This window comes from Pseudoalteromonas sp. APC 3893 (assembly GCF_030408095.1).
In the GTDB taxonomy this organism is placed as follows: domain Bacteria; phylum Pseudomonadota; class Gammaproteobacteria; order Enterobacterales; family Alteromonadaceae; genus Pseudoalteromonas.
This window is the reverse complement of record NZ_JASDCD010000003.1, coordinates 26,206-40,462: the sequence shown is the minus strand read 5'-3', so window position 1 is coordinate 40,462 and position 14,257 is coordinate 26,206. Positions and strand designations below refer to the sequence as shown.

The window sequence follows — 14,257 nt, the reverse complement described above, 5'->3', positions numbered from 1 at the left end:
AGGTCCTCTTATTCTGTTTCTGCGTTGAGTTTTTTACGCAATGCTTGATGAATTTTTGCTTGTTCTTCGTCTGTAAGGGCTTGGTATTCGTTATTTGATACCACGAAAAAATCTTCTGCACGTTCGCCTACGGTAGTGATACGTGCTGCATGTATATGTAATAAATGAGCTTGAAAAACCTCGGCTATTTTGGTCAATAAGCCAGGAATATCCACCGCTTGAATTTCTATTAAACTGCGGTCTTTACGTGGGTGAGGGCGTAAAATGATTTTAGGTTTAATATTAAAGTCTTTAAAGCGTTGTGAGCGATTCTTTTTAAAGCGTATTTTTTTACGTGGATCTGCTAATGCTTGATCAAGTCCGCGTTTTATCGATTGTGCGCGACCACTTGCAATTGGATCGCCATTAACTTCTAACACTACAAAGCTGAATAGCACATAACCATCACGGGTTGTGAGAACCTGAGCATGTTGTACTTGTGCTTTTTTCGAGCCTATTACATTTACTAAACGCGCAAAAATAGCACCTGAATAGGGGCTGTAAACAAAGACTTGGGTTCCACCGTGCATAGCTTTATTAGACACTATCACACTTGGTTGTGTGAGGTCTGAATTAATCAAATGCTCGCTGTGCCAAGATATCTGCTGTTCACTAAATGCTGTGAAATAGTTGGCTTTAAAGCGACTCCAGATCAAGTCTATTTTTTCTTCACTAAAACCGTGATTAAGTAAGCGTTGTTTCGCTTGGCGCTTCTTGTCACGGATTTGGTCGCGTTGATCCATCGGGTTTTCAAGGCCTAAGCGAAGAGCCCGTTGAGTGTGTAAATATAACTCGCGCAGTAGGGTGTTTTTCCAGTCATTCCATAAGTTATCATTGGTGGCGCGTATATCGGCAACGGTTAAACAGTATAAGTAATCAAGTTGGCGCTCAGTTTTGACCTTTGAAGCAAACTCTTTAATAACGTCAGGGTCATTGATGTCCTTACGTTGTGCCGTTACCGACATAAGTAAGTGATTAGCTACTAACCACGAAATGAGCTTACCATCTGAGTTTGCAAAGCGGTGCAACTTAGCAAAGGCTATTGCATCGACGGAGCCTAGCTCGGAGTGATCGCCACCACGACCCTTGGCAATATCATGAAATATACCCGCTAAGTAGAGTAACTCAGGCTTGTCCATGCGAGTAACTATTTCACAACATAATCGAAACTCATTAGCGTTAGATTTATCAAAGTACTGATAAATATTATTAATTAACTTATGGGTGTGCTCATCTACGGTATAGGCATGGAATAAATCAAACTGCATTTGACCAAAAATATTCCGCCATTGTGGTAAGTAAGCAGCAAGCATGCCGTGCTTATGCATTAGAGTAAATGCGCGGCCCATGCCGTTGGGATGTTTTATTATTCGTAAAAACGCTTCGCGACACGCGGCGTAATCTTGCAAATCACCCAGTAAACGACGGCGTACTTGGCGAATAGTGCGAATTGTACTTGGGTATATATGCGTGATTGCAGGGTTATCAGCAATATGCTCAAACAGCACAAACAGTTGATCGCGACGGAAAAACACGGATGGGTTTTTTACCCTAATTTGATGGCCAACGCGTTCAAAATTACGATCGAGCTCGATAACCGGTTGTTCGCTGGTTTCGGGCAAAATGCTTTGCTCGAAGTATGATAATAACATTTGGTTCAGCTCACGTACGCGGCTCATTATTCTGAACAAACGTTTCATCATTCGCTCAACAGAGGCCTTACCATCACTACCAAAACCGAGGATTTCTGCTGCGAGTGGTTGATGATCAAACAGTAAGCGGTTTTCTGAGCGTCCTGCCGCGAGATGCAGGGCAAAGCGAATATTCCATAAGTTCTCTAAACACTCAGAAAGCTCTTGGTATTCTTCATGGGTTAAGTAACCATGGCTGATTAGCTCTTGTAAGGTTTCAGCCCTAAAGTGCTTTTTAGCAACCCATATAATGGTTTGTAAATCACGCAGTCCCCCCGGGTTTTCTTTAATATTTGGCTCTAAGTTGTAGGCAGTACCATGACATTTCTTATGGCGTAAATTTTGTTCTTGTACTTTTGCCAAAAAGAAGTCGTCTGAGCGCCAAATTGGGGTGTCGAGAATATGATTTTTTAGTTTTTCATATTCGATATGATTGCCAAATAATAAACGGCTTTCTAGTAAGCTGGTGGCAAATGTAACGTCTTCACGTTTTTGCTCAATCGCTTGGTCTATGGTACGAACACTGTGGCCTATCTCTAAACCTAAGTCCCATAGCATGGTGACAAATTGGCCTATTTTTTCACAAATAGCGTCACTAGGCTGCTCTGTAACCAGTAACAAAAAATCGATGTCTGAGTAAGGGTGTAATTCACCACGGCCATAGCCGCCTACTGCAATGAGTGCTAAATCAGGCTCATGAGCTAAATCATAAACATGAAAAAGTTTGATCAGTAAGCGGTCTATAAATTCAGCGCGGGCATTAATCAAATTACCAACGGGTTGTTTTGAAAACTCGTTTTGCAACCATTTGTAAAAGTAAGCTGAACAGTCGCGGTAATCGGTTAGTTGCTCAGCATCGCTAAGCAACTTTTTTACTTTATTGGGTAATGCCACGTGGGCTGGCTCCTAATGTTCGATGATCCTGTCTATCGTATCATCTGATCGGAGCGTTAAAATTTCAACACCATTTTCAGTTACTAGTAGCGTATGTTCCCACTGCGCAGACAAAGAACGGTCTTTTGTGACCACTGTCCAGTCATCTTTTAGCAATTTACATTGGCGTTTACCGGCATTGACCATAGGTTCAATAGTTAGGCACATGCCCGCTTTTAAAGCTTCTCCAGTGCCCGCACGGCCATAGTGCATGACTTGAGGTTCTTCGTGAAACTCAGCACCAATACCGTGGCCACAATATTCACGAACAATAGAATAATTAAATCCTTCAGCATATTTTTGAATCGCTTCACCGATATCCCCCAGGCGGACGCCTGGTTTTACCATTTTTATCGCAAGATATAGGCTTTCTTGTGTAATTTGCGCAAGACGCTTGCCTTGGATATTAGGTGTGCCAACATGGTACATTTTTGAGGTATCGCCATGGTAACCATCTTTAATGACAGTGACATCAATATTAACACTGTCGCCGTCTTTTAATGGTTTATCATTTGGAATGCCATGGCAAATAACATGGTTTACAGAGGTACAAATTGACTTAGGGAAGCCATGGTAATTAAGTGGCGCAGGAATCGCTTTTTGCACATCGACAATATAATTATGACAAATTGTATTTAGTTCATCAGTGGTCACACCTGGCACTACGTGTGGCTCTATCATTTCTAGCACTTCAGCCGCTAAGCGCCCAGCAACACGCATTTTCTCTATTTCTTCAGGGGTCTTGATTACAGCACTCATAGAGGCTCCATAGTCGAGTTTTAACACATTTATCGTCGCACAATTTTTGCACGCGACGTTGAATATTTGTTTTTAATATGGTATAAAGCGCGCCGTCTTTTTACAAATAAATTCTTAAATGATTTTTTGTATTTAAGGCAAACACAATTTTATTTTAACACACACACGTATCGTCACATACACTTGGGTGCATTTGAAGTTAATAAAACTTCGGTGTTGGTGCTATGGGATATGTGGAGGCCTAACCCTAAACTACATAGAGGATTTACAAAATGGCAAACGTTTCAATGCGCGATATGCTTCAAGCTGGTGTTCACTTCGGTCACCAAGCACGTTACTGGAACCCTAAGATGAAGCCTTTCATCTTCGGTGCTCGTAACCGTGTTCATATCATCAACCTTGAGCAAACTGTACCAATGTTCAACGACGCACTTAAGTTTTTAACTGGTGCTGCAGCAAACAAAGGTAAAGTACTTTTCGTTGGTACAAAACGCGCAGCAAGCGAAGCAGTTAAAGACGCAGCTATCGCAAGCGATCAGTTTTACGTTAACCACCGTTGGTTAGGTGGTATGTTGACTAACTGGAAAACAGTTCGTCAATCAATCAAGCGTCTTAAAGACCTTGAAATCCAAAGCCAAGACGGTACTTTCGAGAAGTTAACTAAGAAAGAAACGTTAATGCTTAACCGTGAAATGGAAAAGCTTGAAAAGAGCCTTGGTGGTATCAAAAACATGGGCGGTCTTCCAGACGCGCTTTTCGTTATCGATGCTGACCACGAGCACATTGCAATCCGTGAAGCTAACAATCTAGGTATTCCAGTTGTTGCAATCGTTGATACTAACTCTAACCCAGACGGTGTTGATTACATCGTACCTGGTAACGATGATGCTATCCGTGCAATCAACCTTTACACTACCTCTGTTGCTGCTGCAATCACTGAAGGTCGTGAAAACAACATCGTTGCTCAAGCTGAGAAAGACGATTTCGTTGAAGCTGAGTAATTAGCTGTCATCAAGTCTTCATCTAAATTTAGATGAAGACTTGCTATTCTTGTAGAGCGGGTAACCCGCTTATCTAACCTGAATTCAGATTTGAGGATTTACTAATGGCTGTAACTACTGCCCTAGTTAAAGAATTACGCGAGCGTACTGGCGCTGGCATGATGGATTGTAAAAAAGCGTTAACTGAAACTGATGGCGACATCGAGTTAGCGATTGAAAACATGCGTAAGAGCGGTGCTGCAAAGGCTGCTAAAAAAGCAGGTAACATCGCTGCTGAAGGTACTATCATCATCAAGCAAAACGCGGGTGTTGCAGTACTTGTAGAAGTTAACTGTCAAACTGACTTCGTAGCTAAAGACGAAAGCTTCCTAGCATTTGCTAACAAAGTTGCTGACGCTGCTATTGCTGACACTATCGCTATCGAAGACTTACAAGCTAAGTTCGAAGAAGATCGCGTTGAGCTTGTGACTAAAATTGGTGAAAACATCAATGTACGTCGCCTTCAGTACATCACAGGTGAGCAACTAGTTGAGTACCGTCACGGTGAGCGTATTGGTGTTGTTGTAGCGGGTGTTGCTGATGAAGAAACACTTAAGCACGTTGCTATGCACGTAGCTGCTTCAAACCCAGACTACCTAACACCTGATGATGTACCTGCTGATGTTGTTGAAAAAGAAAAGCAAGTACAAATCGACATCGCGATGAACGAAGGTAAGCCTGCTGAAATCGCTGAGAAAATGGTTGTTGGTCGTATGAAGAAGTTCACTGGTGAGGTTTCTCTTACTGGTCAAGCTTTCATCATGGAACCGAAAAAGTCTGTTGGCGAAATTCTTAAAGAGAAAAACGCAACAGTTACTAGCTTCGTACGTATGGAAGTTGGTGCAGGTATCGAGAAGAAAGAAGAAGATTTTGCTGCTGAAGTAGCTGCGCAAATTGCTGCAGCTAAAGGTCAGTAAGATTAACTATTTGTGATGCAAAAGGAAAATACATGCAATTAAAGTACTATTTGCTTTTGCGTCATGCTTAGAAATTCTTTAAAATAACCGCGCTTTTATGTTTATCATAAGCGCGGTTATTTTTTATCCATAATTTAATAAAAGTTGGCCCCAATACTATGACTATCAATCGTAAACCTATTTTTAGACGTGTTCTTCTCAAATTAAGTGGTGAAGCCTTAATGGGAGACGAAGGCTTTGGCATCGATCCCAAAGTACTTGATCGTATGGCGCAAGAAATCAAAGAGCTAGTAGAACTCGACGTAGAAGTGGGTTTAGTTATCGGTGGTGGTAACTTCTTACGTGGTGGTTCTCTTGCCGAAGCAGGTATGAATCGCGTAGTAGGCGACCACATGGGTATGCTAGCAACTGTAATGAATGGCTTGGCAATGCGTGACGCGCTGCACCGTGCTTTTGTTAATTGTCGTTTGATGTCAGCAATCCCATTAAACGGTGTGTGTGATGCATACAATTGGGCTGAAGCAATTAGTTTATTAAAAACGGGACGTGTTGTAATTTTCGCTGCGGGCACAGGTAATCCATTCTTCACTACTGATTCAGCAGCGTGCTTGCGCGGTATCGAAATCGAAGCAGATACAGTGATAAAAGCAACCAAAGTTGATGGTGTATTTAGTGATGATCCGGTAAAAAACCCAGACGCAACACTTTATCGCCACTTAAGCTACAATGAAATCATTGATAAAGAACTAAAAGTAATGGATCTCGCTGCATTCACACTGGCGCGTGATCATAATATGCCACTGAGCGTATTTAATATGAACAAATCAGGCGCGTTAAAGCGTGTTATTATGGGCGAAGAAGAAGGCACTCTTATCTCTTCACAAGCCTCAGATGAAGTAACTAACTAGATTAGGATTGAACCGTGATAAACGATATTCAAAAAGATGCTGCAGAACGTATGCAGAAAAGTGTAACGGCACTTGGCAGTCAATTATCTAAAATTCGTACTGGCCGTGCTCATCCGGCACTTTTAGATGGCATTATGGTGTCATATTACGGTGCACCAACACCGTTAAATCAAGTAGCTAATGTTACGATTGAGGATTCACGTACACTTGCACTAAGTGTATTTGATAAGTCACTAGCACAAGCTGTAGAAAAAGCAATTATGGCTTCTGATTTGGGCTTAAACCCAATGTCAGCGGGCGCGGTTATTCGTGTACCACTTCCACCATTAACAGAAGAACGTCGTAAAGATTTAATTAAAATCGTACGTGGTGAAGTAGAAAGTGGCCGTGTGGCTATTCGTAATATCCGTCGTGACGCCAATGGTGATGTGAAAAGCTTATTGAAAGATAAAGACATTTCAGAAGATGAAGCGCACCAAGCTGAAGATGCTATTCAAAAGCTAACAGATAAATTCATCAAAGAGATGGATACTCAATTAACAGCGAAAGAAGCTGAGTTGATGGAAATCTAAGTAGCTAAATAACCTGAACCTCGGTTATGAAATTTATTAGTTTTGAAACGTCGTCTAGGGTATACTAGGCGGCGTTTTTTTATGGAATACTCGATATTTATGGTTCTTAACGCTGACAAAATTTCACAGCAATGTTTACCCAAGCATGTCGCTATAATCATGGACGGCAATGGGCGCTGGGCACAGGCTAAAAACAGACCGCGTGTTTACGGGCACAAAAAAGGTGTAGATGCTGTGCGTCAGTCTGTTCAATTTTGTACTAAATTGGGTGTAGAGTCGCTGACGTTATTCGCTTTTAGTAGTGAAAATTGGCAGCGTCCTGAAGACGAAGTTAGTACATTAATGGAATTATTTTTATTTGTCCTAAGCAAGGAAGTGAAAAAGCTTCATAAAAATAATGTAAAATTAACGATTATTGGCGACTTATCTCGTTTTTCTGACACTCTACGCAGTAAAGTTGATGCAGCGCATGTACTGACTGCAGATAACACAGGGCTTAAATTAAACGTGGCTGCAAATTACGGCGGCCGCTGGGATGTTGCTAATGCAGCAAAAAAGTTAGGAAAGCAGGTTGCTGCTGGACAATTAGACCCTAACGACATTACTGAGAAACTTATGGCTTCGCAAATGAGCATGCATGATCAGGCTGAACCTGATTTGCTGATCCGCACAGGTGGTGATTTGCGCATAAGTAACTTTTTATTATGGCAAGCAGCTTATGCTGAGCTTTATTTTACAGATACGCTTTGGCCAGACTTCAATGAAGCTGCTTTTGCTGACGCTATCGCCTGCTACGTTGCCAGAGAGCGACGATTCGGTTGTACCGGCGAACAAATAAAACAATTACTCGCCGAAACCTAATTAAAAGGGTAACACTTTGCTAAAACAACGAATTTTAACTTCTTTAGTGCTAGCGCCTTTGGCGCTGTTATTAGTTTTTTATACGCCATTAACTTTATTTAGTTACATCGCCGGTGCCATTGTTTTATTAGGCGCGTGGGAATGGTCCGCATTTATGGGATTGTGCAATAAAGTCAAACGAGTGACATTTGTCGTATTTATAGGTGTATTTTTAGCCTTGCTGAATTGGCATTGGCCAATAGAGTCGCTCTGGGTCGATGGTCAGTTAGTGGGGGATGCAAATTATATATTTACTTTGTCTTTCTCATGGTGGATTGTCGCAACCTACTTAGTATGGCGTTATCCCGCTATGGCTAAAGCATGGAATGATGGTTTAGTGATGCGTGCAATTGCCGGTATATTAACTTTAGTACCATTGTGGCTTGCATTGAATACACTACGAAGCGCTAACTACTTAGAGTCCACGCACTTTGGCTCAATGTTAATTCTTGTAGTACTGGGAATTGTATGGAGTGCTGACATTGGCGCTTACTTTACCGGAAAGAATTTTGGTAAACATAAATTAATGCCCAAGGTCAGCCCCAATAAAACAATCGAAGGGCTCGCAGGTGGTGTTGTCGCAGCGGTCATCTTTGTTTTGGCGTTTTGCCATTTTACTGACGTAGATATGGCTGTATGGCCAATTTACGCTGTGATGACTATTTTTATAGCATTATTTTCGGCGATTGGTGACTTATTAGAAAGCATGTTTAAACGCGAAGCTGGCTTAAAAGACAGTGGTTCATGCTTGCCAGGTCACGGTGGGATTTTAGATAGGCTCGACAGCTTAACCGCCGCCGCACCTATTTTTGTTTTGTGTTATGCGTGGACACTTAGTTTATGAGTTGTAAGCAGCAACTAGTTATACTTGGTGCAACAGGTTCTATTGGTATTAGCACATTAGATGTTGTTGAGCGCAATCAAGATAAGTTTGAAGTATTTGCCCTCACCGCAGGTGCTAATGCTAAATTAATGGCGCAGTTATGTGTTACGCATCAGCCTAAATTTGCTGTGATGGCAACAAATGAAGCCGCAGAACAATTAACTCAACACTTAGTCAGCACAAATTGCAAAACGATTATCCGCAGTGGCACCGAAGCCATGAGTGAGATGAGTGCTCACCCAGATGTTGATGCAGTGATGTCTGCCATCGTTGGTGCCGCTGGGTTAATACCCACGTTGAGTGCGGTGACCGCAGGTAAAAAAGTACTCCTTGCAAACAAAGAATCTTTAGTGATGTCAGGGCAGTTATTTATTGATCAAGTAAAACAGCATAAAGCTACTTTACTGCCAATAGACAGTGAGCATAACGCAATTTTTCAATGCCTACCTAGTGCATTACAAGGCTCACAAAGTAACGCTAAAATAGCACAGCATGGCGTGAGTAAAATTTTACTCACCGGTTCTGGTGGTCCATTTCTCACCCGTGATATAGACAGCTTGGCTTCTGTGACGGTGGCAGAGGCTGTTGCTCATCCAAACTGGTCTATGGGGCAAAAAATTTCTGTTGATTCAGCCACCATGATGAATAAAGGCCTTGAGTTTATAGAAGCCAAATGGCTATTTAATTGTTCGGCACAAGATATTGACGTAGTGATTCACCCACAAAGCATCATACACTCAATGGTACAGTACCAAGATGGCTCTGTACTGGCGCAAATGGGTAATCCTGATATGCGCACCCCAATTGCGCACGCACTGGCATATCCGCAGCGTATTGAGGCTGGTGTTAAGCCATTAGACTTCTCGCAAATTGCAGATTTTACGTTTACCAAACCTGATTTTACCCGTTACCCTAATTTAGCCTTGGCAATTGCAGCGTGCGAAGCAGGGCAAGGGGCAACCACTACAGTCAATGCGGCTAACGAAATTGCAGTTGCTGCTTTTCTAAATGGTGATATCGCTTTTACAGATATATACCGCATTAATGCACAAACACTTGAGGCAACAACCGATGTAAATGTGCATACGCTCGATGAAATCTTAGCGTGTGATCAACTAGCACGCGAACAAGCTGCACAACAAATACGTAAGGTACAACGCTAATATGTTCGATTTTTTCTGGAATCTAGGTTCGTTCATTCTAGTACTCGGTATTTTAGTTACCGTGCATGAATATGGTCACTTTTGGGTGGCGAGAAAAGCGGGCGTAAAAGTACTGCGTTTTTCCATTGGCTTTGGTAAACCATTGTTAAAGTGGCACGACAAACAAGGGACTGAGTATGTAATAGCAGCAATCCCACTTGGCGGCTATGTTAAAATGCTTGATGAGCGTGTTGATGAGGTAGCTGAATCTGATCGACACCTTTCATTTAATGCCAAGTCTGTTCAGGCACGTATTGCTATCGTTGCAGCCGGGCCTGTGGCAAACTTTATTTTCGCTATTTTTGCTTTAGCCGTCATGTATATGGTCGGTGTGCAATCAATCAAGCCGGTGGTTGGTACTGTTAATGAAGGCAGTCGAGCAGAACTGGCGGGTATTACCGCAAAGCAGCAAATAATCAAAATTGGTGATGACGAAATTGCAACTTGGCAAGATGCGACATTTTCATTAATGGCAAGTTTAGGGGACAGTCGTGTTGCTGTAACTGTGCGTGATGAACAATATCAAGAACAAGTAAAAACCATAAATATTGATGGCTGGAAGTTAGACCAACAAGACGTGCCACCTTTAGCGTCATTGGGTATTGTGCCGTTTAGACCTAATGCAACTTTAGAGGTAGCCGCAATTACTGCAAACTCGGCAGCTGCTGAAGCAGATTTAAGAGTTGGCGATACAATTATTATGGTAGGTGATGAAACAATAAGCAGTTGGCAGCAATTAGTTAATCTTATTCAGCAATCAGCTAACAAATCATTACAATTTAGTGTAAAAAGACAAGATAGTATAAAGCAGTTGGTCGTTACGCCTAAAGCGCGTAATGACACAGACGGACAGCAACAAGGCTTTTTAGGTGTCGCTCCTGTTGTTGAGCAGTGGCCACCGGGATACATAGAGACTAGACATTATGGCCCACTCGATAGTATTGTGCTGGGCATAACAGAGACATGGCGCTTAATAAGTGTGAGTTTTGACATGATCGGTAACTTAATTACAGGTCAAGTGTCAGTGAAAAATTTAAGTGGTCCAGTTGGTATTGCCGTTGGGGCTGGAACTAGCGTAAGCTATGGTTTTGTTGCCTTTTTAAGCTTTTTAGCATTAATTAGTGTTAACTTGGGTGTATTTAACTTATTACCCTTACCAGTGCTTGATGGTGGTCACTTAATGTATTACATAGTTGAACTTTTCCGTAAAAAGCCGGTCTCTGAAAAGACACAAGAATTTGGTTTTAAAGTGGGAGCCTTGCTACTCATTTTTCTAACATGTTTCGCTTTGTTCAATGATGTATCCCGTTTATAGAAAATAGCGACGGTTTCGAATTAAAACACGATTGTAAAACACCGTATTAATGGTGTTGAGCGGTAATACAGTTGTAAAGGATAAAGATAATAAAATGGCTATAAAAAAACATTTGGCAGTAACAAGTTTATTAGGGGCAAGCTTTGTAGCCCTAGGCCAAGACTCCTTTATTGTTGACGATTTAAAAGTTGAAGGTTTACAGCGTGTAGCACTTGGTGCTGCGTTGACGCATATCCCTATCAATGTCGGTGATAGTGTTGATGACTATACAATTTCAAAAACTATTAAGTCATTGTATAGCTCTGGTCACTTCGACAATATAAAAGCATTACGTGATGGCAATAATGTTATTTTTAGAGTAACTGAACGCCCTACTATCAGCGCAATAGAATTTGATGGCAATAAAGATATTAAAGACGAGCAATTAAATCAGTCTTTAGAGCAACAAGATATTCGCCAAGGTGAGCCACTTGATAAAACCGTGGTTGATAATATTGAAAAAGGCTTAATTGAGTTCTTTCATAGTATTGGTAAGTACAACGCTAAAATAGATATCAGTATTATTAAATTACCGCGTAACCGAGTAAAACTTAAACTTGAATTTGACGAAGGCGACGCAGCTTCAATTCGTCAAATTAACCTAGTCGGTAATGAGTTGTTCTCGGATGAAGAGTTATTAGCACTGGCCGAATCACAACAAGATTTACCTTGGTGGCAGTTTATGGGTAGCGATCGTTACCAAAAGCAAACCATCGAAGGGGATCTGGAAAATATTCGTAGTTATTATTTAGATCGTGGTTATTTACGCTTTAATATTGACTCAACTCAGGTTTCAGTTAGCCCTGAGCGAGAGTCAGTGTATGTGACGGCTAATATCAGTGAAGGTGTTAAGTATAAGGTTAAAGGTTTTGACTTTATAGGTGACTTACTTGGCCGTGAAGAACTCATAAAAAGTGTTATCCCACTTCGAGCAGGTGAGCTTTATAATGGCTCGGTAGTTACTTCATCTGAAGAGTTTATTAAAAGTTATTTAGCCCGTTTTGGCTATGCAAATGCTGAAGTACGCACCATCCCTGAAATTGATGATGAAAATAAAGAAGTACAACTAACCTTATCAGTTAATCCAGGTAAGCGAGTTTACGTTCGTCGCATCATTGTTGGTGGTAACCAAAATACGGCTGATGAAGTACTGCGCCGTGAAATGACGCAGCTAGAAGGTGCTTGGCTTTCAAACCAAAACCTAGAGCGCTCAAAATTACAAATTCAGCGTTTGCCTTACATGGAAAGTGTTGATTTTAATGTTGTGCCTGTACCAGGAGTTGATGATCAGGTTGATGTTGATTTTACGGTAAAAGAGCAATCAGCGGGTAGCTTCAATGCAGGTCTTGCGTATGGTTCTTATCTGGGTCTGCAATTTAATATTGGGGTTACTGAGTCAAACTTCTTAGGCACGGGTAATCAAATTGGTTTTAATATCAATACTTCGCGTGGTTCAGAGCGTGTAAGTCTATCATATACTGATCCGTACTTTACGCCAGATGGTGTATCGCAAGGTAGTAGCATATTTTATAGCAACTATGACGCCAGTAAATTTAGCTTGATTGACTATAAATCAAAAAGTTATGGCATCGGGACAAATATTGGTTTTCCTATTGATGCGGTAAACCGAGTTAATTTTGGTGTTCGTTGGATCCAAGAAGAGCTTTCAGAGATTGCTGAATACGAACAAACACGTGTTATGCGTGAAACCTTCTTAGATCCTGAAAACCCAGATGCCGGTTTTGACTTTACTAAGTACGAGCTCAGTGTCGGTTGGTCACGTGTCACAGTAAACCGTGGTTTATTCCCAACTGCTGGTTCACGTCAAACGCTTAATTTGACTGGAACGACACCAAACTCAGACTTAACCTACTTTAAGTTAAACTATGATTCGCGTTTTTATTGGCCAATCAGTGATAATCATCGTTGGGTATTCTCAACCCGTGCCGCATTAGGTTACGGTAATGGTTATGGCAACACCAATGGCTATGACCAAACATTGCCGTTCCAAGAATATTTCCGTATCACCGAAATGGAACTACGCGGTTTTGATAGAAATACCATATTACCTCGTGCCATTTCACGTACGCCGCAACTTATTCCTGGCACACCATTGCCAGATGGTACCTTGACTGGCAGTATAGGCGGCGCATCAGAGTTTGATGTACTTACACCACAGGGGCGTATTGGTGGTAATGCTAAAGCCGTTGCGGGTATGGAACTGATTGTTCCTACTCCATTCTTAGATGAAGAGAATACAAGCTCTGTGCGTACCAGCTTCTTTGTTGATGCTGCTAACGTATGGGATACAGAATTTAACGTTGACCGTTATCAAAGTTTAGGACCGGATGAACGCGCAAAACTAGAGGATTATTCTGATCCGCTACGTTTTAGGGTTTCGACCGGTTTATCATTACAGTGGATCTCTCCGATGGGTCCAATGTTGATTAGTTTTGCGTATCCATTGCAACAAGAAGAAGATGACGATACGAAGACCATCAGCTTTAATATTAGTAACACTTTCTAAAGGAGTTTTTTGTGAAAAAATCATTTAAATCATCAGCTATCGCTATTTTAGCAACACTTATGATGGGTACGTCTGCGAGCGCATTTGCTCACAAAGTCGGTATTGTAGACATGCAAGAAATCTACAAACAAATCCCTCAAATGGCGAAAGTAGAACAAACGCTTCAGACTGAATTTGCTGAGCGCCGTCAAGAGTTAGAAAAGCTACAAGGCGACATTCGTTTTGAAGCTGAAAAGTTTAAGCGTGAAGCTACCACGATGAGCCAAGCACAAAAAGATGCGCTACGTGAAAAAGTTGAAGGCATGCAAAAAAGTCTTGCAGAAAAAGGCCGTCCTTTAGAGCAAGAAATAAAAGCACGCCAAAACCAAGAGCTAGCAAAAGTACAAAAGCTAATTATTGATGCAATTCAAGATGTTGCTAAAGCTGGTAAATACGATGAAGTTAAAGTAAAAGACACCACTATTTACTTTAACCCAAAAACGGTTTCTGATTTATCAGATAAAGTTGTTGAAAAAGTAAGTAAGCAATAGAA

12 protein-coding genes are annotated in these 14,257 nt (G+C 41.4%); 10 read left to right on the top strand and 2 right to left on the bottom strand.

All coding sequences use genetic code 11. From position 1 onward, the window contains the following. Positions 1-8: 8 nt before the first annotated feature. Together glnD and map are read right to left on the bottom strand one after the other, a co-directional pair. The gene (glnD, locus tag QMA12_RS06130) at positions 9-2,624 is read right to left on the bottom strand and encodes a [protein-PII] uridylyltransferase (RefSeq protein ID WP_290209572.1); all 2,616 of its coding nucleotides are present in this window, start codon (positions 2,622-2,624) and stop codon (positions 9-11) included. A gap of 12 nt (positions 2,625-2,636) precedes the next feature. After that, the gene (gene map, locus QMA12_RS06125; protein ID WP_290209571.1) at positions 2,637-3,449 is read right to left on the bottom strand and encodes a type I methionyl aminopeptidase; all 813 of its coding nucleotides are present in this window, start codon (positions 3,447-3,449) and stop codon (positions 2,637-2,639) included. Positions 3,450-3,694: 245 nt separating this feature from the next. Here map and rpsB point away from each other — a divergent pair, with 245 nt between their 5' ends. The 10 genes from rpsB (at position 3,695) to QMA12_RS06075 (ending at position 14,255) form a co-directional block, all read left to right on the top strand. Next, on the top strand, positions 3,695-4,423 hold the full coding sequence (rpsB, locus tag QMA12_RS06120) for a 30S ribosomal protein S2 (protein WP_256826412.1): 729 nt from the start codon (positions 3,695-3,697) through the stop codon (positions 4,421-4,423). A 104-nt stretch (positions 4,424-4,527) separates the two neighbouring features. Then, complete coding sequence (gene tsf / locus QMA12_RS06115; RefSeq protein WP_290209567.1) at positions 4,528-5,379, top strand: translation elongation factor Ts; 852 nt, start codon at positions 4,528-4,530, stop codon at positions 5,377-5,379. 158 nt (positions 5,380-5,537) lie between these two features. Then, complete coding sequence (pyrH, locus tag QMA12_RS06110; protein ID WP_087530699.1) at positions 5,538-6,287, top strand: UMP kinase; 750 nt, start codon at positions 5,538-5,540, stop codon at positions 6,285-6,287. A 14-nt stretch (positions 6,288-6,301) separates the two neighbouring features. Beyond that, positions 6,302-6,859, top strand: coding sequence for a ribosome recycling factor (frr, locus tag QMA12_RS06105; RefSeq protein WP_290209565.1), 558 nt, complete (start codon positions 6,302-6,304; stop codon positions 6,857-6,859). Between the two features lie 81 nt (positions 6,860-6,940). Further along, the gene (locus QMA12_RS06100) at positions 6,941-7,720 is read left to right on the top strand and encodes an isoprenyl transferase (RefSeq protein ID WP_290209564.1); all 780 of its coding nucleotides are present in this window, start codon (positions 6,941-6,943) and stop codon (positions 7,718-7,720) included. A 16-nt stretch (positions 7,721-7,736) separates the two neighbouring features. Further along, positions 7,737-8,603: a phosphatidate cytidylyltransferase gene (locus tag QMA12_RS06095; protein ID WP_290209563.1), complete on the top strand. Its 867-nt coding sequence runs from the start codon at positions 7,737-7,739 to the stop codon at positions 8,601-8,603. After that, positions 8,600-9,805: a 1-deoxy-D-xylulose-5-phosphate reductoisomerase gene (gene ispC / locus QMA12_RS06090; protein WP_290209562.1), complete on the top strand. Its 1,206-nt coding sequence runs from the start codon at positions 8,600-8,602 to the stop codon at positions 9,803-9,805. Before QMA12_RS06095 ends, ispC begins: the two co-directional genes overlap by 4 nt. A 1-nt stretch (position 9,806) precedes the next feature. Then, complete coding sequence (rseP, locus tag QMA12_RS06085) at positions 9,807-11,159, top strand: sigma E protease regulator RseP (protein WP_290209561.1); 1,353 nt, start codon at positions 9,807-9,809, stop codon at positions 11,157-11,159. 94 nt (positions 11,160-11,253) lie between these two features. Beyond that, positions 11,254-13,725 (top strand): outer membrane protein assembly factor BamA, encoded by a 2,472-nt coding sequence (bamA, locus tag QMA12_RS06080; RefSeq protein WP_290209560.1) that lies wholly within the window; start codon positions 11,254-11,256, stop codon positions 13,723-13,725. Positions 13,726-13,736: 11 nt separating this feature from the next. Beyond that, a complete protein-coding gene (locus QMA12_RS06075) occupies positions 13,737-14,255 on the top strand; it encodes an OmpH family outer membrane protein (protein ID WP_290209558.1) in 519 nt (172 codons plus the stop codon). The last annotated feature ends 2 nt before the right edge of the window (positions 14,256-14,257 follow it).

Bases quoted from the DNA above. Each gene is read 5' to 3' on its own strand.
- rpsB (WP_256826412.1), top strand. From the start codon at position 3,695: ATGGCAAACGTTTCAATGCGCGATATGCTTCAAGCTGGTGTTCACTTC.
- tsf (WP_290209567.1), top strand. From the start codon at position 4,528: ATGGCTGTAACTACTGCCCTAGTTAAAGAATTACGCGAGCGTACTGGC.
- pyrH (WP_087530699.1), top strand. From the start codon at position 5,538: ATGACTATCAATCGTAAACCTATTTTTAGACGTGTTCTTCTCAAATTA.
- QMA12_RS06100 (WP_290209564.1), top strand. From the start codon at position 6,941: ATGGAATACTCGATATTTATGGTTCTTAACGCTGACAAAATTTCACAG.
- ispC (WP_290209562.1), top strand. From the start codon at position 8,600: ATGAGTTGTAAGCAGCAACTAGTTATACTTGGTGCAACAGGTTCTATT.
- rseP (WP_290209561.1), top strand. From the start codon at position 9,807: ATGTTCGATTTTTTCTGGAATCTAGGTTCGTTCATTCTAGTACTCGGT.
- bamA (WP_290209560.1), top strand. From the start codon at position 11,254: ATGGCTATAAAAAAACATTTGGCAGTAACAAGTTTATTAGGGGCAAGC.